Origin of the sequence: Streptomyces sp. NPDC048584, from assembly GCF_043199595.1 — a bacterium.
Lineage (GTDB): Bacteria > Actinomycetota > Actinomycetes > Streptomycetales > Streptomycetaceae > Streptomyces > Streptomyces edwardsiae.
Genome location: NZ_JBICWF010000009.1, coordinates 56984 through 78856, shown reverse-complemented (window position 1 = coordinate 78856; position 21873 = coordinate 56984). Strand labels below are relative to the sequence as shown.

The 21873-nt window shown below is 71.0% G+C and carries 21 protein-coding genes; 12 read left to right on the top strand and 9 right to left on the bottom strand.

The window, feature by feature from the left end; all coding sequences use genetic code 11:
- Nucleotides 1-11: 11 nt before the first annotated feature.
- Nucleotides 12-668, bottom strand: coding sequence for a PadR family transcriptional regulator (locus tag ACGFR9_RS20770; protein ID WP_393210646.1), 657 nt, complete (start codon nt 666-668; stop codon nt 12-14).
- Nucleotides 669-764: 96 nt separating this feature from the next.
- Nucleotides 765-959 (bottom strand): hypothetical protein, encoded by a 195-nt coding sequence (locus tag ACGFR9_RS20765; RefSeq protein WP_393210643.1) that lies wholly within the window; start codon nt 957-959, stop codon nt 765-767.
- A gap of 400 nt (nt 960-1359) precedes the next feature.
- Here ACGFR9_RS20765 and ACGFR9_RS20760 point away from each other — a divergent pair, with 400 nt between their 5' ends.
- Nucleotides 1360-2589, top strand: coding sequence for an MFS transporter (locus tag ACGFR9_RS20760; protein ID WP_393210640.1), 1230 nt, complete (start codon nt 1360-1362; stop codon nt 2587-2589).
- 472 nt (nt 2590-3061) lie between these two features.
- On the opposite strand, the gene ACGFR9_RS20755 is transcribed toward ACGFR9_RS20760, so the two are convergent.
- Nucleotides 3062-3466 (bottom strand): hypothetical protein, encoded by a 405-nt coding sequence (locus ACGFR9_RS20755; RefSeq protein WP_393210637.1) that lies wholly within the window; start codon nt 3464-3466, stop codon nt 3062-3064.
- Nucleotides 3467-3864: 398 nt separating this feature from the next.
- On the opposite strand from ACGFR9_RS20755, the gene ACGFR9_RS20750 reads away from it, so the two are divergent.
- From ACGFR9_RS20750 to ACGFR9_RS20735, 4 genes are all read left to right on the top strand, one after another.
- The gene (locus ACGFR9_RS20750) at nt 3865-6063 is read left to right on the top strand and encodes an MMPL family transporter (protein ID WP_393210634.1); all 2199 of its coding nucleotides are present in this window, start codon (nt 3865-3867) and stop codon (nt 6061-6063) included.
- Nucleotides 6064-6068: 5 nt separating this feature from the next.
- The gene (locus ACGFR9_RS20745) at nt 6069-7283 is read left to right on the top strand and encodes a sensor histidine kinase (protein ID WP_393210631.1); all 1215 of its coding nucleotides are present in this window, start codon (nt 6069-6071) and stop codon (nt 7281-7283) included.
- Between the two features lie 11 nt (nt 7284-7294).
- A complete protein-coding gene (locus tag ACGFR9_RS20740) occupies nt 7295-7963 on the top strand; it encodes a response regulator (RefSeq protein ID WP_393210628.1) in 669 nt (222 codons plus the stop codon).
- A 429-nt stretch (nt 7964-8392) separates the two neighbouring features.
- A complete protein-coding gene (locus ACGFR9_RS20735; protein ID WP_393210625.1) occupies nt 8393-9049 on the top strand; it encodes a DUF1326 domain-containing protein in 657 nt (218 codons plus the stop codon).
- A gap of 130 nt (nt 9050-9179) precedes the next feature.
- On the opposite strand, the gene ACGFR9_RS20730 is transcribed toward ACGFR9_RS20735, so the two are convergent.
- The 4 genes from ACGFR9_RS20730 to ACGFR9_RS20715 all read right to left on the bottom strand — a co-directional run bounded on the left by ACGFR9_RS20730 (nt 9180) and on the right by ACGFR9_RS20715 (nt 13385).
- Complete coding sequence (locus ACGFR9_RS20730) at nt 9180-10007, bottom strand: DUF2182 domain-containing protein (protein WP_393210622.1); 828 nt, start codon at nt 10005-10007, stop codon at nt 9180-9182.
- 560 nt (nt 10008-10567) lie between these two features.
- Nucleotides 10568-11155, bottom strand: coding sequence for a hypothetical protein (locus tag ACGFR9_RS20725; RefSeq protein ID WP_393210619.1), 588 nt, complete (start codon nt 11153-11155; stop codon nt 10568-10570).
- Nucleotides 11152-12702 carry an ATP-binding protein gene (locus tag ACGFR9_RS20720; RefSeq protein WP_393210616.1) on the bottom strand — a complete coding sequence of 517 codons (1551 nt, stop codon included), beginning with the start codon at nt 12700-12702 and terminating at the stop codon, nt 11152-11154. The genes ACGFR9_RS20725 and ACGFR9_RS20720 overlap by 4 nt, the downstream gene beginning before the upstream one ends.
- On the bottom strand, nt 12699-13385 hold the full coding sequence (locus ACGFR9_RS20715; RefSeq protein WP_311641792.1) for a response regulator transcription factor: 687 nt from the start codon (nt 13383-13385) through the stop codon (nt 12699-12701). The genes ACGFR9_RS20720 and ACGFR9_RS20715 overlap by 4 nt, the downstream gene beginning before the upstream one ends.
- Before the next feature lie 303 nt (nt 13386-13688).
- Between ACGFR9_RS20715 and ACGFR9_RS20710 the strand changes: the two genes are divergently transcribed.
- Together ACGFR9_RS20710 and ACGFR9_RS20705 are read left to right on the top strand one after the other, a co-directional pair.
- Nucleotides 13689-14444, top strand: coding sequence for a DUF3152 domain-containing protein (locus tag ACGFR9_RS20710; RefSeq protein WP_393210613.1), 756 nt, complete (start codon nt 13689-13691; stop codon nt 14442-14444).
- A 566-nt stretch (nt 14445-15010) separates the two neighbouring features.
- Nucleotides 15011-15844 carry a PIG-L family deacetylase gene (locus tag ACGFR9_RS20705; protein ID WP_393210610.1) on the top strand — a complete coding sequence of 278 codons (834 nt, stop codon included), beginning with the start codon at nt 15011-15013 and terminating at the stop codon, nt 15842-15844.
- 732 nt (nt 15845-16576) lie between these two features.
- Here ACGFR9_RS20705 and ACGFR9_RS20700 read toward each other — a convergent pair.
- Nucleotides 16577-17215, bottom strand: coding sequence for a hypothetical protein (locus ACGFR9_RS20700; RefSeq protein WP_393210607.1), 639 nt, complete (start codon nt 17213-17215; stop codon nt 16577-16579).
- A 341-nt stretch (nt 17216-17556) separates the two neighbouring features.
- On the opposite strand from ACGFR9_RS20700, the gene ACGFR9_RS20695 reads away from it, so the two are divergent.
- The 5 genes from ACGFR9_RS20695 (at nt 17557) to ACGFR9_RS20675 (ending at nt 20506) form a co-directional block, all read left to right on the top strand.
- Nucleotides 17557-18108: a SigE family RNA polymerase sigma factor gene (locus ACGFR9_RS20695; protein ID WP_393210604.1), complete on the top strand. Its 552-nt coding sequence runs from the start codon at nt 17557-17559 to the stop codon at nt 18106-18108.
- A complete protein-coding gene (locus tag ACGFR9_RS20690) occupies nt 18101-18661 on the top strand; it encodes a hypothetical protein (protein ID WP_393210601.1) in 561 nt (186 codons plus the stop codon). The genes ACGFR9_RS20695 and ACGFR9_RS20690 overlap by 8 nt, the downstream gene beginning before the upstream one ends.
- Before the next feature lie 104 nt (nt 18662-18765).
- Nucleotides 18766-19338 carry a hypothetical protein gene (locus ACGFR9_RS20685; protein ID WP_393210598.1) on the top strand — a complete coding sequence of 191 codons (573 nt, stop codon included), beginning with the start codon at nt 18766-18768 and terminating at the stop codon, nt 19336-19338.
- A gap of 65 nt (nt 19339-19403) precedes the next feature.
- A complete protein-coding gene (locus ACGFR9_RS20680; protein WP_393210595.1) occupies nt 19404-19586 on the top strand; it encodes a hypothetical protein in 183 nt (60 codons plus the stop codon).
- A 146-nt stretch (nt 19587-19732) separates the two neighbouring features.
- The gene (locus ACGFR9_RS20675) at nt 19733-20506 is read left to right on the top strand and encodes a polysaccharide deacetylase family protein (RefSeq protein WP_393210592.1); all 774 of its coding nucleotides are present in this window, start codon (nt 19733-19735) and stop codon (nt 20504-20506) included.
- A gap of 110 nt (nt 20507-20616) precedes the next feature.
- Here ACGFR9_RS20675 and ACGFR9_RS20670 read toward each other — a convergent pair whose 3' ends face one another.
- Nucleotides 20617-21813 carry an NAD(P)/FAD-dependent oxidoreductase gene (locus tag ACGFR9_RS20670; protein ID WP_393210589.1) on the bottom strand — a complete coding sequence of 399 codons (1197 nt, stop codon included), beginning with the start codon at nt 21811-21813 and terminating at the stop codon, nt 20617-20619.
- Nucleotides 21814-21873: the final 60 nt, after the last annotated feature.

Here is a 21873-nt window from a genome sequence, read left to right as displayed (position 1 = left end):
AAGGTCGGACGTCACGGGCGGTGGCGTGCGGCCTCCTCTGCCCCGGCCGCCGCCCGCGCCCCCGTCCCCGCCGCTCCCGCTACCGCCCCCGGCGAGGCCGGCTCCGGCCCCGCCGCCTGGGCGGTCGACGAGAGACGGATCAGCCGGGACTCGCAGTGGTCGAGCCAGCGCGCCTCGGCCTCGGTCTGGAAGATCAGCTGCTCCAGGACGAGGAGCCAGGCGATGTCGTCCCGCTCCCGGTCCCCGTTCTTCTCCACGGCGGTGAGGGCCTGCGCCTTCAGCCGGGTGTAGTCCTGCATGGCCTTCACGGTGTGCCGGCGCTGGGACTGGATGACGTCACGGATGTCGACCCCGGGCGCCCCGACGGCCATGGCCAGCTTGATGGCCAGCTCGTCACGGGCCGGGCTGGTGCGGTCGACGGGGTGCTCGAACCAGCTGCGAAGTTCGACGCGACCGCTGTCGGTGATCGCGTAGAGCGGGTGGCCGGCCTCGTCCTCACCGTCCTGCACGACCATGCCGTCGCGTTCGAGCCGGCTGAGCGTCGTGTAGACCTGACCCACGTTGAGCGGCCAAGCGGAGCCGGTGCGGGACTCGAACTCCGTACGGAGCTGTGAGCCGTAGCGCGGGCCGCCTTCGAGGAGGGCGAGAAGCCCGTGACGGATGGACATACCGAGTATGTATACCGAGTAAGTCCGCGTGGGCAAGCGTCCTGAGGCGGACGCCGGAGGTCCGACTCAAGGGGGACCCGGGCCGTCGCGAGCCGCTCAGCGGCGGCGCATCCGCACCCCGAGGGAGCCGATGCCGAGGCCCACCGGAGCCAGCCCCACGCCCAGTGTGAACACGGGAATCCGCCGGTCGGAGAGGCCGAGAGGGGCCTCGGTGTTGGTCCCGTGAGCGGCCGCCGACTGCTCCGCGGGCAAGTTCTCGGCGGGCCGGGGCGTCCGTCTTGGGTACCGCATCGACCCCCTCGTCCGACTCCTCGGCGGGCTCCTCCTCTGTTGCCGTTGTAGTACGAGCGGGCTTCACCGGGCTCGTGGAGGACGGCGAGTCGGAGGGGTCGGCCGGGCGGCCGGGCCGCTCCCGGCCCTCCCCCGCCGGCGCCCCCCGGGGGAGGCGGCGTCGCTGGGCGCTGGCGCGTCGGGCGGCCCCGACGGCTCGGGGGCCGCCGGACGGGCGGGTCCGGAGGAAGGCGACGCCGACGGGGCGCTCGCTGTGTTGACCGTTGCAAGTGCCGTTGCCCTGGCAGGAACGCGACATCAACCGCGGAGCGCGAGGGTGCTGTCGTAGTTCTGCCAGCCGACCGGGGACACCGCCTGCTGAGCTGTTCGCCCATGCACTGCCCATCGCAGGACGGAGCTCATGTCCCCCACCACTACCGACCCAGTCGACGACGCAGCTCTGCCCACCCCATCACCGCTGATCGGCTGGCTGGCCGTGGTCTCGGTGATGCTGGGAATCTTCGCCATTGTCACCACTGAGATCCTGCCTATCGGTCTGCTGACCTCGATCGGCTCCAGTTTCACCATCTCAGATGGGGTGGCCGGGCTGATGATGACCATGCCGGGTTTTCTCGCGGCGGTCTCTGCTCCTCTGGTCACTGTGGCCACGGCACGCATCGACCGTCGCCTGATGCTGTGCGTCTTCATGCTCTTGCTGGCCCTGGCGAATTTCCTCGCTGCTGCAGCACCCGACTACTGGCTCGTGCTGGTCTCCAGGGTCATGGTGGGGATCACGATCGGTGGGTTCTGGTCGATAGGCGCTGGGCTGGCAGAACGGTTGGTGCCGCCGGCCTCGGTCAGCAGGGCGACCTCCGTGATCTTCTCCGCTGTTCCGTTGGGATCCGTCCTCGGGGTACCGACCGGCACCCTCCTCGGGGATCTCGCTGGGTGGCGTACGGCATTCGCGGTCATGGGTGCGCTGACGGTGGGGGTACTGATCATGCTGCTCCTGGCCGTGCCCCCGTTACCTCCCGTCCAGGCCACCCGGCTGAGCGATCTCAGGGGCATGTTCCGCAGTGGCAACACCCGCTTCGCGCTTCTGCTGACATTCCTGATCGTGCTCGCCCACTTCGGGACCTACACCTATGTGACGCCGTTCCTGGAACGGGTCACCCATGCCGGCGACGGCCTGATCACCACGTTCCTGTTGATCTACGGCGCTGCCGGTATCCTCGGCAACTTTCTCGGGGGTGCTCGGGTGGCACAGTATCCGCGGACCGTCTTCGGACTTGCGGCCGGACTCATTGCAGCGGCGACCCTGCTGCTTCCCATGGCGGGCCGCTGGGAGGCTGGTGCTATGGCCCTGCTGATCGTGTGGGGCGTCGGCTATGGCGCTGTGCCGGTCGCCTCGCAGACCTGGTTCTCCAAGGCGGCACCGTCTGCGCCCGAAGCGGCATCGGTTCTGTTCACGGCTTCCTTCCAAGCCACGATCTCCATCGGCGCGCTACTGGGGGGAATGGTCCTGGACCGCACCTCTCCATCCGCGGTCATGGTGCTCGGCGGCTGCACTGCGCTGATCATGGCCCTGACAGCGGGAGCCCACTTCACCAGGCGTCCCACCTGGCCAGAAAGGGCAGACGCGCACGAGTAGCTCGGCGAGCACGGTCTCAGCCGACACAACCACGCCGACGTCCCCACGCCAAGCCGAAACCTCGATACCCGGCCCGGTCAAGGTTACAAGGCCAACCCACCTCATTCGGTCAGCCGTTGTAAGGACCTGGAGTTGAGCCGAACCGAAGTGATGCGGGCGGCCTCGTGCTTCATCTCCACTCGGCAAACCGACGAAAGGCCGACGGGAGGGACGCTCGCGGCGACGGCCCGAGGCGTACGCGGCACGTGCGAGATGAGGGACGCCGGCCTTCCTGTCCCGCTCACCGACGAAGGGCCGGCCGTCCATCAGGTCGACCTGGACGGGCCATGATCGCTCGCGCCGAGGCAGCTCCCGGCCGAAGTCGCTCCACCCACCGCGTGGGCCTCTGGAGCCTCATCCGCCGCAGGCTCCTCAGGAAGACCCACTCATGATCTCGCCGTTCCGGCATGCACTGGAATTACCGACCGCCGGTTCACAGATAGAGTTTGTCGGTGCAATCGTCGGGCCAGTTGTTGATTTTCTCGCACACCCTGATCCACTCGATGTAGTCGGGGTCGAGCTGCCAGCTGGAACTGTTCTTGACGCAGACGCCGTCAGCGCCGGTCGAGTCGGTGGTTTTCACCAACCCGTTGTGTTCAGAATTCACCTGAACATAGACCGCACGGCCGTCCGCCTCCTTGTCACAGGCGACCCTATCCCCGTTGGTGAGCAGCTCACCGGTGTCGCTTCCGTGTTTGATGAAGGCGAGCGATACGGCTGCGGCGGGGGCCGGCGACAGGCCCACGGTGATCGCGGCAGCCGCCGCGCAGGTGGCGAGCGCCTGTAGCCGGCGCCGACGGACGGGTTGCCTGACGGGGCCTTCGCGCTTGATGCGCATGTGCGGGTCCTTCCCGTAGCGTGCCGCGGCCGAGCCACATCTGACGTGGTCTCTTCGTGCCGTGTTGGCCATGCGCATGCTCCCCCGAGGAGTCATCAGAGGGAACCTATAAAGTCACAGGGCAGGTACCGCTTGCGCGCCGTGGCGAGTTGATGACCACGGGCCTCCGCCAGCAGTCGACGTGAACCGGCTTCCACCTCGGCGGGATCAGCACCGGCCGAGTACGGCTCCTGCTCCAGGGTCTCCCAGTCCTGCGGGGTCGTCCTGGGCATGCCCACTCCGCAAAGATCCGGTGCGCAGGGGGTTTTCCCCAGCACGGCTGTCCACCGAGCGGTGGACAACAGGTTCAACCGAGTACCTCTGTCCGGCGACTGCCCTGTTCAACAAGGCTTTCGGGCATGAAAACACTCTCTGTGAGCATGGCTCGCTGGAGCGCGCGGCACCCCTGGTGGGCGATCGTGGGCTGGCTGGTGTTCGTGGCGCTGTGCCTGGGGGGCGGCAGTGCTGTCGGCACGAACAGCGCGAAGACCGCGGACTACCGGGTCGGTGAGGCCGGCCGTGCCGAGGCCCTGGCGGCCGAAGGAGACCTGGAACGCGGAGCCGCCGAGCAGGTGTTGCTCTCCGCCAGGTCGGGCGCCCTCGACCGGGCCGCGGCACAGGCCGCAGCGGAGGATCTCACCGCGCGGATGGAGCGGTTGCCCGAGGTCGCGGCCGTGGCCGACCCGTTGCTCTCCGACGACCGCGCGATCCTCATGGTCGAGGTGACGCTGAAGGGCGAGGAGCGGGACGCGAAGGACAAGGTCGACGCGCTCGTGGAGCAGACCGCGGCGGTGCAGCGGAGCCACCCCGGCCTGCTCCTCGAGGAGACCGGAAGCCCTTCCATCAGCAAGGGAGTCGACCGGCAGCGCAGCGACGACCTGGCGCTCTCCGAGGCGATCACCTTTCCGGTCACGCTGATCACGCTGATGGTCGTGTTCGGGTCGGTCACCATGGCCGGGGTGCCACTGCTGCTGGCGCTGTCGTCGATCGCCGGGGCGATCGGGCTCTCCATGGTCGTCTCCCACATCTCCCCCGACGCCGGCGTGGGCACGAACGTCATCCTGATGATCGGCCTCGCGGTCGGCGTCGACTACACGCTCTTCTACCTCAAGCGCGAGCGCGAGGAGCGGGCCCGCTCCGGCGGCCGGCTCGGCTCGAAGGCACTGGTGGAACTGGCGGCCGCCACCTCGGGCCGGGCGGTCGTGGTCTCCGGACTCGCGGTCGTCGCCTCCACCGCGACGCTGTACCTGGCCTCCGACGTGATCTTCTCCTCGCTCGCGACCGGCACCATCGTCGTCGTACTGGTCTCGGTGGCCAGTTCGCTGACGGCCCTGCCCGCACTCCTCGTCAAGCTCGGGAAGCGGGCGGAACGCAGGGAACTGCGGCGGGCACGGAGCGGGAAGCCCGTCCGCCGGGTGGGAGGGAAGCGCTCCGGGGGCCGGATGTGGGCCGCACTGCTGCGGCCCGCCGCCCGGCATCCCCTGGTCACCCTGTGCGCCTCGGTCCTCGGTCTGCTGGCGCTCGTCGCGCCGCTCGCCGGACTGAGGATCACGGAGATGAGCCGGGACACGCACTCCCGCGACATCCCCGCGATGCGCGTGTACGACCGGCTCAACGAGGCGTTCCCCGAGCAGCGGGTCACCCACCAGGTCGTCGTACGCGCCGACGCCTCGCGCGCCGCGGACGTCACCTCGGCCCTGCGCACGGTGGCCCGACGGGCCGACGCCGACCCGCTGTTCGCCGGTACCCCGCGGATACGGACGTCCGCCGACCGCCGCACCAGCGTCCTGGAGCTGAAGGTGCCGCACCTCGGCAACTCCGACCAGGCGTACGACTCCCTCGACCGGCTGCGGGACGACTACCTGCCCGCCGCGGTGGGCGGGATCGACGGTGCCGAGTTCGGGGTGAGCGGCGACGTCGCCCGCTACGCCGACTATCCCGCCCACCAGAACGGCAAGCTCCCGCTGGTCCTCGGCGCGCTGCTCCTGGTGACGTTCGCGATGACCGTGTACGCCTTCCGCTCGGTGGTGCTCGGTCTGATCGGTGTCGTGCTGAACCTGCTGTCCGCGGCGGCGGCACTGGGACTGCTCGTCCTGGTCTTCCAGGGGACATGGGCCGAGGGACTGCTGGACTTCCACTCCACCGGATCGATCGGATCGCGGGTCCCGCTCTTCCTCTTCGTGATCCTGTTCGGGCTCTCGATGGACTACCAGGTGTTCGTGGTGAGCCGGATCAGGGAAGCCGCGGCCGCCGGGGTCCCCACGCGTCAGGCGGTGCTCGACGGGATCCGCAGCTCGGCGAGCGTGGTGACCAGCGCCGCGGTCGTGATGACGACCGTCTTCGCGAGCTTCGTCTTCCTGCACATCATCGAGATGAAGCAGATCGGCTTCGTACTGGCGGCGGCCGTGCTGCTCGACGCCTTCGTGGTCCGGATCCTGGTGCTGCCGTCGGCGATGCTGCTGCTGGGCGAGGCGAGCTGGTGGCCCTCGCGCCCGCAGCGGGCGGCGACCGCATCGGAGGAAAAGACCGCCCCGCGTTCAGCGGCCGCCGTACGTTGATCTCCATGACCGCTCTCGCCGGGCCCACCGCCGACACCTTCTGGGCCATGTCACTGCGCCGCTGGAACGCGGTGTGCTGGGTGCTGTTCGCCGTGATGGCCGTCGGCCTCGCGGCGATGGACCGGCCCGGCGGGAGCAAGTACACGGCGCTCGCGCTCCTGGGTGGTGTGGTGCTGTGTTACGCGGTCCTCGACCGCTTCCCGGACAACCCCGTCGTACGGCCGCACGTCTACCTCTCGGTGCTGGCGGTGGCGTTGGGCGGGCTCGCGTACCTGCGCGGCAACTACGCGGCGCTGTTCATGGTGACGCTGCCGCACTACTGGATGTTCGGGCGGACCCCGAGGGCCTCGATGGGCTTCCTGGGGCTCGCCACGGCCGGCACCCTGGCCGGGAGCGTCCTGCGGCAGGACGGCTGGTCGGTGGAGTTCTTCAGCGAGACGCTCGTGTCCACGCTGATCGTCGTCGCCGTGGGGGTGCTCATCGGGCTGTGGGCGCACTCGGTGGTCGCGCAGAGCGCGGAACGGGCACGGCTCATCGCCGAGTTGGAGCGGACCCAGGCACAGCTGTCCGAGGCGCACCAGCGCCAGGGCGCGGCGGACGAGCGGGAGCGGATGGCACGGGAGATCCATGACACGCTCGCGCAGGGCTTCGCCTCGATCATCGTGCTCGCCGAGGCGGCCCGGGCGGGACTCGACTCCGACACCGCGCGAAGTGCCCAGCAGCTGCGGTCGATCGAGTCCACGGCCCGGGAGAACCTGACCGAGGCACGGGAACTGGTCGCCTCGGCGCACCGGCCGGGCCAGATGGCCGCCGGTTCGGTGGCGCAGACGCTGCGCCGGACCCTGGACCGCTTCGCCGAGGACACCGCGCTCACCGTGAACGCCGACCTGGAGGACCTGGTGTGCGACCAGCAGACCCGGATCGCGCTGCTGCGCTGCACCCAGGAGTCCCTGGCCAACGTACGCAAGCACGCCCGCGCGTCCACGGTCGGCGTGGTGCTGGCACGGCAGGCGTACGGGGTGGAACTGGAGATCACCGACGACGGGACGGGATTCGTGGTCGAGGAGTCGGCGGGCTTCGGTCTGGACGGAATGCGCAAACGGCTGGCGGAGCTGGGCGGGAAGCTGACGGTGACGAGTTCGGTGGGGGACGGAACGCGGGTACTGGCGTGGGTTCCCACGGCTTCCCGCGCGCCGGGAGAGAGCGGGGCGAAGGCGTGACCGGCCGGCGGGTGGCAGGCGGGAGCGGCGGAGCGATCCGCATCATCGTGGTGGACGACCACACCGTCATGCGGGCGGGGGTGGTGGCTCTCCTCGCCTCCGAGAGCACGATCGAGATCGTCGGCGAGGCGGGCGACGGACGGGCGGCCCTCGAACTCGTCGAGCGGTACGAGCCCGACGTCGCCCTGGTCGACCTGCGGATGCCCGTGCTCGACGGAGTGGCCACGACGACCGAGATCGGGGCGCGCTTCCCGCGTACCCGGGTGTTGATCCTCACGACGTACGACACCGATGCGGAGATCGAGCGCGGAGTGGAGGCCGGGGCCATCGGCTACCTCCTCAAGGACACCACCCGTGAACAGCTGGTCGACGCGATCCATGCGGCGGCCCGCGGTGAGACGGTGCTGGCGCCCCGGGTCGCCGAGAGGCTTGTCGCCCGGATGCGGCAGCCCGCCCAGGCCGCGCTCACGGACCGCGAGGCGGACGTTCTCAACGCGGTGGCGGACGGCCTGACCAACGCGGAGATCGGGCGGCGGCTCGTCATCGCCGAGGCGACGGTGAAGACCCATCTGCTCCGCCTGTTCGCCAAGCTCGACGTGAACGACAGGACGAGGGCCGTGGTGGTGGCGATGGAGAGAGGACTGCTCCGGAGGTTCTCCGGTCCGGAGGGCTCCCCCTGACGTCCCGGCGTGCCCAGCAGCTCACCGTGCGCACGACCTCCGCCGCGCTCCTGTCCACCACCGCCACCGCCACCGCCTTCGACGACGACGCCGGCACGTCGGTGGGCCGGTATCCACCGACGGACACGGGCCCCGTCCCGGATCACCGTGGCCGTCGCCGGGAACGGCCGGTACACAGTGGCCGGGTGTCCCGAGGCGGGTGTCCGCTCCGTCGGATCGGATGTCGCGCCGGTTCGGAGGCGGGCGACCGCGCGTGAGCGCCTCCTCACGGACTCGGTCCAGTTCGTCGGGCGTCCCTGGTTCCCGTACCGGGCCGTGGGGGTGCAAGCTGGAAGGGAGGCCGCCTCGTCGTCCGGGCGCGGGCTCGGGCACACGCGGTCTCGCCACTCCGATTGAGCTCCTCCTCGAGCTCGGCAGGAGGGAAGCGAGATGACAGATCACGTCACCACCGGCACACGCTGGCATCTGGCCGGTGATTGGTTCGATGTGTGCAAGTGCGCCATACCGTGCCCCTGTACATTCGCCCAGCCGCCGACCTACGGCGACTGCGAGGGCGTATTGGTCTGGCACATCCGGGAAGGCGGCTTCGGCGATGTGCGGCTCGATGGTCTCAACGTCCTGATGCTCGGCTCCTTCGTCGGCAACCCCTGGACCGGCACGCACTCCGACCCGTACGCGGCGATCTTCCTCGACGAACGGGCCGACGACCGGCAGCGCGCCGCGCTCGAGGCCGTCTTCGGCGGTGAGGCGGGCGGGTGGCCCGCGCAGTTCGGGGAGATGTTCCACCCCGAGATGCGCGGCATGGACTTCGCCCCCGTCCACGTCGAGATCGACGAGGACCTCGCCACCTGGCGGGCCGAGGTTCCCGGCCGGGTCACGGCCACCGCCGAGGCACTCACCGGCCCGACGACGCCGGACGGCGCGCGCGTCCAGGTCCACAACGCCCCGGGCGCCGAGGTCGGACCGGGTCAGGTCGCCACCTGGGGACGGGCCACCACCGACCGCGCCGACGCGTTCGGCTTCTCCTGGGAACGCTCGGGGAAGTCGAGCAAACACTTCCCGTTCGACTGGAGCGGTCCCGACTGAGACAGGACGCGTTGTCGCAGAGGCAAGGCCGTGGGTCCCGTGGGCCAACGTCAAGGCGAGCCCTCACAGCGTGGACTTCTTCGGTCACCGACAACCGCCCGGCGAACGCGTTTTCTTCGAGGGGCCCGAGTCACATACCGTCCATCGTCGCCCGCAGACCGGGCAGCAGCCAGTCCTGGAACGGCGCGAGCACGGCGAGTACGAGAAACGCGATGCCAACGCCCCGGGCGAGCAGCGGACCACGGGACCACAGCTTCTCCACGAAGATCACCACGGCCAGCCCGGCCATCGCCGCCACGTTCATCACCCCGAGCGGGACCAGGACGGTCATCAGTCCCGCGCAGCAGCCGACGCAGTAGGCGCCGTGGTGGACGCCCACCCGGAGGTCGCGGGCCGGCGACCGGAACCCGGCGTAGCGCACCAGGTGGCCCATGGGGTCGCGGCAGTGCCGCAGACAGACGTTCTTGAGCGGACCGAGCTGATACAGGCCCGCGAGCAGGAAGGCCACGGCGCCGATCCAGCGTCCGGCTGTCGGACGGTCGTCCACCAGGCCGCCGGTGAGGGCCAGGGCCGCGTAGGCGAGCAGGCCGAAGGCGGTCCACACCAGCAGATAGCCGCCCACGAACTCGGCGGTGCGTACGGTCCGCGTCCAGCCGGAGGACCGTCGGCCGATCCCACGCACCCACGTGATGGCCACCGGCGCCATGGACGGCAGCATCATGGCCGCCGTCATCGTCACCCACAGCAGCAGGAACAGCGGCAACGCCGTCCCCATCGTGCCGGGCCCCACCCCCATGCCCCGGGCCTGCCCGGCCGTCAGCACCCAGGCGGGTACCGCGACCAGGACGACCAGGAACCAGGCGGCGGCGAGATCCCGGGCCGGCAGCAGTCCTCCGCCCGCTCCGGTCGGCGCGGGCGGCCGGGCGGACGCGAGAGCGGAGATCCGGCTGTGACACATCGGCATGCACTCCTGCGGCTGGTTCCATGACAGCACTCATCCCGTCGCGGCGCGACCGCGTACGGTGGCCCGGACCGGGTACGCCGGCGGAAGAGCACGACGCGAGCACCATGACGGACTCCCCGCGGTCCCCGCCGCCCGTAACCGAGGCACGGGGACCGGCCATCCTCCACCGCGACCGGGCGAAGGGCTGACATCAACGACGCCGGACGCAATAACGCCAGACCCGTGCAGGATTGTGCGGGTAACCACGGGAAACAGCGGGTGTCAACCCGACAGACGATCGGACGCCGTCTCTGCTCCCGTCCAGGTCAGCCGATCACCCGCCCGTAGATCGCCTCAGCTTCCACGCTGAGAGCGCGAAACCCCCAGGTCATCGACCTGGGGGTTTCCGCCGTGCGGGAGGCGCGGGGCCAGTGCATCGGCATCGAGCGGCCACCTGCGCGTACCGCGGTCCAGGTGGCCGCCCTCTTCCGGCCCGAACTGCTCCTGGAGGCGGAGGCGCCGGCGCTGGACGACCGGAAAGCCGGTTCCGGTCCCGCGCGGGGGCCGTCGGGTGGTCAGCGGGAGGGCTCCCACGGGGTCGGTGCTTCCGGTTGCTCCTGCGCGGGGGACACGACCGGGCACGCGTGGTCCGACTGCGTCATCGTCCATCCGTCCCCGAGCACATGGAGGCTGTCGGACAAGGCGGAACGGGGCGCGGTGCCGCCGTCGGCTTCCGCGTGGTTCACCGTGCACGTCAGCTGGAGCATGGCCCGACGGCTCAGCGGAACCGTCTTGCCGGGGAGCTGGACGAAGAGGATGCCGTCGGCGACCACCACTCGTGGCGCGTCCGTCAGGCGGGGCAGCTCCGTGGTGGCCGTCGCGGTCTCGTTCGCCGCCGGCCCCTCGAACAGCAGGTGGATGACGGCCTCGAGGTTCCCGACGTCGTCGATCCGGCGGGGATAGGGCGTCAGGTCCCCGTCGCGCAGGAAGAAGAGGGAGACGGTGGCGGGCGGCGAGGGTGGTGCCGCGCTGGGGGAGAACATGCCGCTCGCCGGCGCACCGGCCTCGATGACGCCGGACGGGGGGACTCCGCACGCTGTGAGCGCGACCGCGGCCGCGGCCGTGAGCCCGGACAGCAGCGCCGCCGTCCGCGAGCCCTTCACCGGGTGCTCCCGCCGCCGGCACCGGTGTCGGTGTCGTCGCGGTGCAGCGGGAGTTCGACGGTGAACACCGCACCGCCGCCCCGGGGCAGGTTCGCCGCCCGGATGCGGCCCCCGTGCAGGCGCACGTTCTCCGCCGTGATGGCCAGCCCCAGCCCGCTGCTCTCGCTCCTGGCCCGTGAGGTGCTCGCCTTGTAGAACCGCTCGAAGATGTGCGGCATGACCTCCTCGGCGATCCCCGGCCCGTTGTCGGTCACCTCGATGACGGCCCACGCCATGCCCGTCCCGTCCACCCGTTCCCCCATGGTCAGCCGCACGGGCGGCTTTCCGTGCCGCAGCGCGTTGCCGATCAGATTGGCCGTCACCACGTCGAGCCTGCGCGGATCGACGCGCGCGCGGAGCTCACCCGGTCCGGGCAGCCGGGTCTCCACCTGCTCCTGCCGCCACCGGGAGGCGACGGTGCGCCGTACGGACTCGGCCAGGTCGATCTCGTCCCGGTTGAGTTCGGCCGCCCCGGCGTCGAAACGGGAGATCTCCATCAGGTCGTTCACCAGTCCGCTCAGCCGGTTCGTTCCCTCGCTGATGAGCCGCAGCGCTTCACCGGTCTCCCCTTCCCCGTCCAGGTCCAGCACGTCGGTGACCGCCGACATCGCCGCCAGCGGTGTGCGCAGTTCGTGGGAGACGTCCGCCACGAAGCGGCGCCCCTGGGCCTCCAGGCGGCGCAGCTCCCCTACGGTTCGCTCCAGTTCGGCCGCCGTCTCGTTGAAGGACTGGGAGAGGTCGGCCAGTTCGTCGGAGCCGGTGACGTCCAGCCGGACGTCGAGATGCCCCGCGGCCATCCGGCGCGTCGCCCGGCGCAGCGCCCGTACGGGACGCAGTACGCCGCTCGCGGCGAGCAGCGCCAGGACGACGGCGAGGCACAGGGCCACCAGGGTGGCCCGCTCGATGCCGTGGACCATGGCCTCGACGTACCCCTCTTCGGTGGTCTGCGGGACCTCCAGGTACATCACGAGCCCGGAGAGCCTGGTCTCCAGGCCCTCGCCCGAGGTGTACGTGACGGGCATGCCGACGACGAGACGAGGGCGCCCGTCGACATTCATCCGCTGGAACACCGCGACACGCCGGTCCCGGACGGACCGCAACATCTCGGGGCTCGGCTCGACGAAACCGGGGCTCGGCGCATAGGCGCGGTGGCCGCCGTACGTGGCCATGATCCGCCAGCCCGAAGAACGGTTCGCGTACAGCACCTGGTCCACCGCGAACTGGAGGTCCGACTGGTCCGGGGCAAGGGGAACGGAGGGCGCGACGGCGTCGACACTCGTACGGAACCGGTTGATGACGGAGTCCTGGCTCTGCTGGAGTACCCCCGTGCGCGCCTCGCGGAAGGCGAGGGCCCCGGTGCCCAGGGAGCTGGCCATGGCCACCAGGACGAAGGACGTCAGCAGGCGGGGGCGCAGGCCGCGCAGGGGGAGCGGGATGCGCGCCAGTGCCGCCCGGAGGAACCACCGGGGGCCGGCACCCGGTACGGCGGCGGACTTCCGGTCGCTCATGAGGTGCCGAAGCGGTAACCGAATCCGCGTACGGTCTGCACGTAGCGGGGATTCCTGCCCTCGCCGAGCTTGTTGCGCAGTCGCTTCACACAGGCGTCCACGAGCCGTATGTCGCCGTGGTAGCTGTGCTCCCAGACCGCTTCCAGCAACTGCTGGCGGCTGAACACCTGGCCGGGCTGGGCCGACAGGGTCAGCAGCAGCCGCAGTTCGGAGGGGGCGAGGGTGACGGGCTCGCCGCGGTGCGTCACCACGAGCCCGGCGCGGTCGACGACCAGCTCGCCGTGCGTCTCCGCCCGGGGGCGGGTGCCGTCCGGCAGCGACGCGTCCTGTCTGCGCAGTACGGCCCGTATCCGCGCGTCGAGCACGCGGGCCTGCACGGGCTTCACCACGTAGTCGTCCGCACCGGTCTCCAGTCCCACGACCACGTCGACGTCGTCCCCCCGGGCCGTCACCATGATGATCGGCACCTGGTCGCGGTCCCTGATCCGGCGGCACACGTCCAGGCCGGACATGCCGGGCAGCATGAGATCGAGTACGACGACGTCCGGCCGGAAGGGGCGGAGCTGTTCCAGCCCCTCCTCCCCCGTTTCCACGGCGAGAACCTCATGCCCCTGGTGCCGCAGCCCCAGTTGGACGGCCCTGCGGACATCTAGGTCGTCTTCGACGATCAGGACCCGTGACATTTCGGCAGTGTAGGCAGACCGGACGAGGTGGCCGTCCCGGGGAAAGTGCCTCTCCGGCCGCCGTTACACAACGATCACATGGGCCGGGAACGCGGGCGTCGTTATCCTTCCGTGACGGCACCGGCTCATCGCGATCATCTGGGATCACCAGATTGAGCTGCCATGCATTCGGCACGACAGCGGCGATCCGCATCCCCCACCGGCAGCACCGCGGCCGTTCACCGCGCCGGCCGCCGGCGTCGGTCCTCCCGTCGCCGGGGACGGCCGCGCCGCCGGGGCCGGAACCTGCTGACCAGTCTGCTGGTGACCGCCGGCCTGCTGGGTTCGGCGGCGTACTTGTTGCTGGAGGGCGGGCGGAGCGACGCGTCGGGCGGAGCGCCGCACCCGCCGCGCACGCACGTCACCCCCACTCCCACACCGCCCCCGTCCTCCTCCCCCTCCCCCTCCCCCTCGCCCTCTCCCAGCGCGAGCCGGACCGAGATCGACGTTCCCCCGACGGGCAGCGGGACGTTCGTCACCGCGCAGGCCACTGGGGAGAAGGTGGGCAGCGGTTCCCGCCCGGTGCGCTACGTCGTGGAGGTCGAGACCGGCCTCGACATCTCGCCGTCCCAGGCGGCGAACGACATCGCCCGGATACTCGCCGCCCCGCGGGGCTGGACCCACGACCCGGGCAACGCGTTCCAACTGGTGGGCGCGGGATCGCCGCACGACATCACGATAAGGATCGCGACACCGGGGACGGCGGACGCCCTGTGCTGGGCCGGCATCCATCAGGACACCGGAGGCGAGTACAACTGCGAGGTTCCCGGAGGGGTGGTGGTGAACCTCAAGCGCTGGGTCAAAGGCTCGCCCACCTTCGACGGGCCGATCCACGACTACCGGGCGCTGATCATCAACCACGAGATGGGGCACTTCCTCGGCCACTCGCACGTGACCTGCGGGGGCGCCGGGCAACTGGCCCCCGTGATGATGCAGCAGATCAAGGGCCTGCACGGGTGCGTCGCCAACGCCTGGCCCTACGACGAGGACGGTGACTTCGTCACCGGGCCGCCCGTATGACCGGCGCCGGCCCCGAGGCCGGCCGTCACGGCGAACGGCCGCCACAGCCCGTTCATGCACCGGCCCCGGGGCCATGAACTGCCGGCACCACTGTCGACTACCCGGCCTACGGGGCCGGGCTTGCAGGCAGAGCGTGGCATGACCGCCTCGCTGTGGCCTCCTGCGTCCGTTGTGGTCCGTTTGCGGCACCGTCCCGCAGGACCTGCACACGAACCGTGCCCGCGTCACGCGGTTGGTGCGGTGGGTGTGCCGGCACTCGGAGCACTGGCGGGCGAGCTGGGCGCATGCCCAGGAGTGCGGTCGTGCCCGCTGGTCCTTCCCGGCCGTGACGATGATGTGGGCGCGCTCCGGATCACGTGGCAACGCCGGCATGTGGATCAAGCGGTCGTGCCGGGAACAGCGGGTGCGGGCGGCACTGTTGCATCGACCGAGGCACCGGCGCCGCAGGCGGGGGACACAAGGACCACGAGGTCCTTCGTCCGCCCCACCAGGATCCGGGCCCCGGAGTCGCGGTACGCCCGCCGCGCCGCTTGGACCAGGACGTATCTCAGCAGGAGGACCGTTTCATGACTGACCGACCCTTGACGCTCATGGCAGTACACGCCCACCCCGACGACGAGGCCACGGGAACCGGAGGGGTCCTCGCGCGGTACGCGGCGGAAGGGATCCGCACGGTTCTCGTGACGTGTACCGACGGCGGTTGCGGTGACGGGCCGGGGGGTGTCAAGCCGGGCGACCCCGGGCATGATCCGGCCGCCGTCGCCCTGATGCGCCGCCAGGAACTCGAAGCGAGCTGTGACGTCCTGAAGGTCGGCGAGCTGGAGACGCTGGACTACGCCGACTCCGGGATGATGGGGTGGCCGAGCAACGACTCCCCCGGGTCCTTCTGGCAGACCCCCGTCGAGGAAGGCGCCGCCCGGCTCGCGGAACTCATGCGGCACTACCGGCCCGATGTGGTCGTCACCTACGACGAGAACGGCTTCTACGGCCACCCCGACCACATCCAGGCCCACCGCATCACGATGGCGGCGCTGGAGCTGACCGAGCTGACACCGAAGGTGTACTGGACCACGATGCCCCGCTCCGGGATGCGGCGGTTCGGCGAGATCATGCGCGAGTTCGGTGAGGACATGCCGGAGCCGGATCCCGCCGAGGCCGCCGCGCTGGCCGAGATCGGTCTCCCCGACGACGAGATCACCACGTGGGTGGACACCACCGCCTTCAGCGGTCAGAAGTACGACGCGCTGGCCGCACACGCCAGTCAGGGCGAGAACATCTTCTTCCTCAAGATGGGCAAGGAGAGGTTCGGTGAGCTGATGGGCACGGAGACCTTCGTACGGGTCCAGGACGCCACCGGCGCCCCCGTACCCGAGAACGATCTCTTCGCCGGACTGCGCTGATCCCCCCGCCCGACCGGCCGGGAAGCGCATCGACTGCGCGGCGCGATCGAGCGGGACGCAGCCCGCGCTGAGGGCGCGATTCGATTCTCGTCACCGCGCCGCGAAGAAGGCCCAGGTCATCGACTTGGGCCTTGCTTGCTGTCCGGACACCGCTTTCGCAGGGCTCGGCACCGGCGTCCCCGTGTTCAGAGCGGCCCGAGGTCTCGTGCGGGTCTTTCCGGCCGTTCAGATTCTGTTTCTGGTGTGGGTGATCTCGGGCGCCACGAGCGGGAGCCGGACGCCTAAGGAGTGCCGGGGGATGACGGGTGACCGCCTGAAGTCGTGCGAACGCGGGGGAGGTCGGGGCCTCGATCGGCGTGGGGCTCGTCGTCGGGCTGTGGGTGGCGGTCGACGTCATTCTCGGCTTTGCGTACGTCGTTTACCGGCTGGCCGGTCGGCGTACCTGACAGGCGCGGGCAGGGGCGGGGTTTCCGGTTGGTCCGGGGGTCGGGCAGGTGTGGGCGCCGTTCTCGGCGTGCACGGCCTGCTGCTCGGCCGGTACCGGGCGCTCGGCTGCAAGGTCATGTCCTGCACCTTCTGAGGGGCGGGTGCGCTGCTGGTGGCGTGCGGCGGTTTCACGCCCCCGTCGGTGACCGCCGTCGGCGTCGGCCTCATGGCCCTGGGCATGTCAGGCAGCCGGTGCCGTGGTCACGAGGGGCCCGGGGTGCTGGCCCCGGGCCCTCTTGAGTGGGGTCAGGGTTCCAGGGTGTAGAGGTTGAATTCCTGCCAGCCGGCGATCTCCGTGGAGCGGGCGCGCAGGGCGTACTGGAGGGAGCCGGTGTAGTTGTTCTCCATGGTGACGAACAGGCCGTTCAGGGTGGACTGGAGTGCCCAGCGGTCCAGGTCCTCGTGGTGGTAGAGGACGAACCGCTCCCAGCCGCCCACGGAGGTGGAACGGGCGCGGAGTTCGTTCTTCGCGTCGCCGGTGAAGTTCTTCTCGACCGCCACATAGCGGTCGTTGGCCAGGGACTTCAGCGCGTAGGTGCTGGTGGTCTCGTCGAACTCGAAGGCGAAGCCCTCCCAGGAGCCGGTGTACTGGGCCGTACGGGCCCTCAGCACGCCGGTGTCGGGGGCCGGGTACGTCTTCTCCGTCGAGACGAAATTGTTGTTGCGCAGCGACTGCATGGCCAGCAGCTCGGGCTCCTCGGCCTGCGCGGAGACATCGGCGAGCGGGGCCTTCCGGGCGGCCGGGTCCCCGGCCAAGTCCGCCAGTTCGGCCGCGTCGACCTTGTCCCATCCGGCCGGGACCGACTGCGGGGCGGCGCCGGCCGCGGGGGCGGTCCAGGCGGAGGCCGCCAGCAGTGCGCTGAGGGACAGAAGAACGGGGGTCATACGTCTCACGGCTATTCCTCACCCTTCACGGAACGGATTCCGGGCACGACGAGACGATGGACCCGCAAAGGGTGACCAGCAGCTTCCCGCCCCCCGACAACTGCCGTCGGCGCCCCTCCCCGGGCACTGCGGCAGCGGCCGCGCCATGGGGCGCGGCGGGGTTCACAGTAAGTGGCGGGGCGGGAGTTCCCGCGGTGGTTCACCATGAGTTACGCGAGGGTTCATCACCATGCGCGACCACGTGACGGGGAGGCCGTCGACTCGCGGGCACCGGCGAGCCGACCCGTGCTTCTTGTGCGGTGGGGACGTCGCGTGGCACCGTGCGGCGTGACAGGAGAGGCATGGGATCACCACCGGACGAGACGCACGGCGTGAACGAGCAGGAGTTCGACGCTTTCTACGCCGCGAGCGTCGGGCGGCTCATCGGGCAGCTGTACGCCATGACCGGTGACCTCGCCGAGGCGCAGGACGTCGTGCAGGAGGCCTTCGCACGGGCCTGGGAACGGCGGGCCGAGCTGGATCTGGGCGGTGCCCCCGAGGCGTGGGTGCGCACGGTGGCCTGGCGGCTTGCGGTCAGCCGGTGGCGGCGGGTGCGTACGGCGCTGGCGTTCGCGCGACGGCAGGGTCCGCCGGCCGCGGTGCCGCCGCCGGAACCGCACCATGTGCTGCTCGTCGGGGCACTGCGGCGGATCCCGGAGGCGCAGCGACGCGCCGTGGTGCTCCATCATCTGTGCGACCTCACGGTCGAGCAGGTGGCCGCCGAGGCCGCCTGTCCCGTCGGTACGGTCAAGGCCCATCTGAGCCGGGGCCGTGCGGCGCTGGCCCGGCTGCTCACCGACACCGAACTCGATCCCCGGACCACGACCCGCCTGTCGGAGGTACGTCATGACTGACGAGACCGGGCTGAAGGAGCATCTGGCCGACCTCGCCGCATCGGGTGTACGGCACACCACACCGCTGACCGCGGAACGGGTCCGGGCGCGCGGTGAGCAGCGGCTGCGCCGCAAGCGGGCCGCGGTGGCGGGCGGCGGCGCGCTGCTGGTCGCGGTGCTGGCCGTGGGCGGTCTCGCGCTGACACGGGCTCCCCGGGCGGCCGATCCGCCGGCCGTCCTTCCGGCACCGACCGCCTCGGCCTTCGTACCGCCGGCGCCTGCCCCGGGGGAGGAGTACGGCAGCGAACTCGGCGTTGTGTACGGGGCGGTGGCGGAGGGGGGCACGGTACGGGTCACCGTCGAGCAGCGAGGGACCGGTGTGGTGCACACGCTGATCCTGCCGCGCGGGACGCTGGTCGAGGCGCGGCGGCTGGCGGGCGGCAGCCCCGCGGACCTGCAACTCGGCGAACTGGTCGACCGGTTGGCGGGCGGGCCGCGGTGGGTGTTCGCGATCGACTACGACGGCGAGGGCCGGGTGCAGTCGCTGCGGGAGGCGTACTGGCTCGGCGAGTGAGCCGGCGCGGAAAAGAAAACCGGAACGGGGTGTAACCCCGGGCGTGGGTCGGCGCGTAGAGACCTCGTATCCCGAACACACCTGATCCATGGGGGACCTTGACCATGCGCGTCACACACCGGCTCACCGCTCTCGTCTTCGGCCTCGTCGTCCTGACCGGCTGCGACAGTGGGGGCGACGGCCAGGCGGCGGCCACCACCGCACCCGCGACCTCGGCGGCGCCTTCCGCGACGGCCGCCGGGGCGGACCCGATCACCGCCCCGGCCACCTCTGCGGCACCCTCCGCGACGGCCGCCGGGGCGGACCCGGTCACCGCGCCGGCCACCACCGCCCCCTGGGCCGGCACCAAGCAGTTCGTGCAGATCAAGAGCGCCCGGACCGGCGACGGACGCACGTATCTGTCGGTACGGCCCGCCCAGAAGAAGGCCCACCCCCAGTTCGAGGCATGGGTGATCATCCCGGGCAAGGGCGCCTACACCGAGGTACCGATGACCGAGGACGCCACGATCCTGCTCTCGGTCCCGCTCGGTGACGGCAAGCACCCCGCGTCGTACTCCCAGGCGGAGTTCGTCACCCGCCTCACGGCCCAGTCGTCGTCCCCGGCGCTCGTCGGCTACGACCTGAGCTTCGACGCGGAAGGACGGGTGACCCGGCTGCAGTCGCTGTACACGCCCTGACGCGGCGCGGGCCCTGCCCCTGCCCGGGGCAGGGCCCGGAGCAGGTGTAGCCGAGAATGTCCTTCATGGCACGAGGCGGAAGCACCATGGCCGAGGAGCCGACGTGGGGGGAGCTGCTGGTCACGCTCTTTCTCATGGCGGCCGTTCCCACTGTCGTGGGAGGGGCGGTGGTGCTGGCCCTCGTCGCCCTGTTCATGTGGCTCACGGCACCGCTGCGGCGGCGACGCGGGCGCGACAAGGCCGCCTAGGGAAGGCCGCCGCAATGTCCGTGGAAATCCCCGGAATTGTGCGCGCTCCGTAACGGGCGGATCCTCTCGCCGTTGAACCTCGTCATGGCAGGTGGTCGCAAGGTCACCGGGGACCGGGCGGGCAACTGAGCGAAGGCGGGGCGGACATGGCGCGGCACGGCGGCGGGCGGGGCTGGTACGGCAAGATGGTCGGGGCGGCGCTCGGAGTGACCGTGCTCGCCGTCGGCGCCTCGGTGTGGACCGCGCAGGCCGACGCCGTGAACGGCTCGACGCCGAAGGCGTCCGCCCCGGCCACCCCCGGCGGGGACGTCAAGCCGGTCGACGTGAGCATCGTGCACGCCTCCGACAAGGGGCCGCGCGGCGTCAACATCACCATCGACGACGGTCCCGACCCCGCGTGGACCCCCCAAGTGCTGGATCTGCTGCGGGAGTACGACGTCAAGGCCACGTTCTGCATGACGGGCCTGCAGGCCCGGGCCCACCCGGACCTCGTGAAGGACGTCGTCGCGGCCGGGCACCGGCTGTGCGACCACTCGGTGTCGCACGACACCTCCATGGACAAGAAGCCCGAGGCGTACCAGACCAAGGAGATCCTCGACGCCGAACGCATGATCACCGAGGCGTCCGGGGGCGTACGGCCGATGTACTACCGGGCACCGGGCGGCGCCTTCACCCCCCACAGCCGTAAGATCGCGGCCTCCCGGGGCATGCGGCCGCTGGGCTGGAACGTGGACACCAAGGACTTCGAGCAGCCGGGCGCGGACGCCATCGTCGCGACGGTCAAGCGGGAGATCTCCAACGGGCCGACGATCCTCTTCCACGACGCGGGAGGCGAGCGCGCGCAGACCGTCGACGCCCTGCGCGAGGTCCTTCCCTGGCTGAAGGAGCAGGGCTACTCGTTCGGCTTCCCGGTACGTTGAGTTCCGCGCGACCGGGCGCTCGCCGTGGACACGGGGCAGAACCGGGCCGTCGAGCGCGTCACCGCGCAGGCCGCGGACCGGCGGCCGTGGCCACCGGTCCGCCGGCGGGGTCAGGCCGCGGGCCTGAGCGGAGTGGCCGAGGTCTCCGGGGTGGCGGCCACGACGCCCCGGGAGCGGGTCGGGATACCGAGGGTCGGGTTGGCCACGCTCCACGCGGCGCCCTTGCAGACCAGTTCCTTGTAGAAGGCGGCGAGACGTCCGGTCAGGGCCGCGTTGACGGCGCGGTCGTCGGCGGTGACGTACTGGATCAGGCCCTCCTTGCGGCCCAGCGAGACACACTGGTTGAAGTAGCGCAGCGGCGCGTGGGGGAGCTTGCCGCCGGTGAGACGGGCGGCGACGGAGTCGGCGGCCTGCCAGGCGGTGGGGACACCGGACGCGCAGGACATCCGCAGGGGCTTGTCGCCGGGGCCCATGACCAGGGCCGCGTCGCCGATGGCGTACACGTCCGGATGCGAGACCGAGCGCATCGTGTCGTCGACCACGATCTGGCCCGTGCCGGTGGTCTCCAGGGCGGTGCCCCGGGCGAGCGGGTGGACGGCGAAGCCGGCGGTCCACAGGGTGACGGCGGCCGGGAGGGTGCGGCCGTCGGCGGTGGTGACCCGGTCGGCCTCGACGGAGGTGACGGCGGTGTGCTCGTGCACGGTGATGCCGAGCCTTCCGGTGACCTTCCGTACGTGCCGGCGGCCCTTGGGGGAGAGCCAGTCGCCGAGTTCGCCGCGGGCGGCGAGGGAGACGTCGAGGTCCGGGCGGGCCTCGGCGATCTCGGTCGCGGCCTCCAGGCCGGTGAGCCCGGCCCCGACCACGACCACGGGCTCCCCGGCGGCCAGACCGGCGAGGCGTTCGCGCAGCCGGAGGGCGCCGGGACGGGCGGCGATGTCGTGGGCGTGTGCGGCGGTACCGGGGACACCCTGGGTGTTCCAGCCGCTGCCGAGGGCGTACACGAGGGTGTCGTACGGCAGGACCTCCGGCCCCTCGGCGTCGACGGTCACGGTCTTGCGGTCGGCGTCCACGCCCGTCACCCTCGCGAGCTTCAGCTCCACGCCGGTGCCCTCGAACATCTCGCTGAAGGGGCGGGGCGTCAGCTCCTCGCCCACCGCCAGCTGGTGCATGCGGACGCGTTCCACGAAGTCGGGTTCGGCGTTGACCAGGGTGATGGCGACGTCCTCGCGGCGCAGCCGCCTGGCCAGCCGCCCGGCGGCGATGGCTCCGGAGTATCCGGCTCCGAGGACGATGATGCGGTGCTGCATTTTCCTGCTCCTGTCGTCGGCTCTACGGCTGCTCTTCGGCGGGTCGCCCCTTGAACCGGG

Excerpts from the sequence above, each read along its gene's own strand:
- ACGFR9_RS20730 (WP_393210622.1), bottom strand. The coding sequence starts at position 10,007 with ATGTGTCACAGCCGGATCTCCGCTCTCGCGTCCGCCCGGCCGCCCGCG.
- ACGFR9_RS20720 (WP_393210616.1), bottom strand. The coding sequence starts at position 12,702 with ATGAGCGACCGGAAGTCCGCCGCCGTACCGGGTGCCGGCCCCCGGTGG.
- ACGFR9_RS20700 (WP_393210607.1), bottom strand. The coding sequence starts at position 17,215 with ATGACCCCCGTTCTTCTGTCCCTCAGCGCACTGCTGGCGGCCTCCGCC.
- ACGFR9_RS20670 (WP_393210589.1), bottom strand. The coding sequence starts at position 21,813 with ATGCAGCACCGCATCATCGTCCTCGGAGCCGGATACTCCGGAGCCATC.
- ACGFR9_RS20685 (WP_393210598.1), top strand. The coding sequence starts at position 18,766 with ATGCGCGTCACACACCGGCTCACCGCTCTCGTCTTCGGCCTCGTCGTC.
- ACGFR9_RS20695 (WP_393210604.1), top strand. The coding sequence starts at position 17,557 with ATGGGATCACCACCGGACGAGACGCACGGCGTGAACGAGCAGGAGTTC.
- ACGFR9_RS20715 (WP_311641792.1), bottom strand. The coding sequence starts at position 13,385 with ATGTCACGGGTCCTGATCGTCGAAGACGACCTAGATGTCCGCAGGGCC.
- ACGFR9_RS20770 (WP_393210646.1), bottom strand. The coding sequence starts at position 668 with ATGTCCATCCGTCACGGGCTTCTCGCCCTCCTCGAAGGCGGCCCGCGC.
- ACGFR9_RS20690 (WP_393210601.1), top strand. The coding sequence starts at position 18,101 with ATGACTGACGAGACCGGGCTGAAGGAGCATCTGGCCGACCTCGCCGCA.
- ACGFR9_RS20675 (WP_393210592.1), top strand. The coding sequence starts at position 19,733 with ATGGCGCGGCACGGCGGCGGGCGGGGCTGGTACGGCAAGATGGTCGGG.
- ACGFR9_RS20705 (WP_393210610.1), top strand. The coding sequence starts at position 15,011 with ATGACTGACCGACCCTTGACGCTCATGGCAGTACACGCCCACCCCGAC.
- ACGFR9_RS20755 (WP_393210637.1), bottom strand. The coding sequence starts at position 3,466 with ATGCGCATCAAGCGCGAAGGCCCCGTCAGGCAACCCGTCCGTCGGCGC.
- ACGFR9_RS20750 (WP_393210634.1), top strand. The coding sequence starts at position 3,865 with ATGAAAACACTCTCTGTGAGCATGGCTCGCTGGAGCGCGCGGCACCCC.
- ACGFR9_RS20680 (WP_393210595.1), top strand. The coding sequence starts at position 19,404 with ATGGCACGAGGCGGAAGCACCATGGCCGAGGAGCCGACGTGGGGGGAG.
- ACGFR9_RS20760 (WP_393210640.1), top strand. The coding sequence starts at position 1,360 with ATGTCCCCCACCACTACCGACCCAGTCGACGACGCAGCTCTGCCCACC.
- ACGFR9_RS20765 (WP_393210643.1), bottom strand. The coding sequence starts at position 959 with ATGCGGTACCCAAGACGGACGCCCCGGCCCGCCGAGAACTTGCCCGCG.
- ACGFR9_RS20745 (WP_393210631.1), top strand. The coding sequence starts at position 6,069 with ATGACCGCTCTCGCCGGGCCCACCGCCGACACCTTCTGGGCCATGTCA.
- ACGFR9_RS20735 (WP_393210625.1), top strand. The coding sequence starts at position 8,393 with ATGACAGATCACGTCACCACCGGCACACGCTGGCATCTGGCCGGTGAT.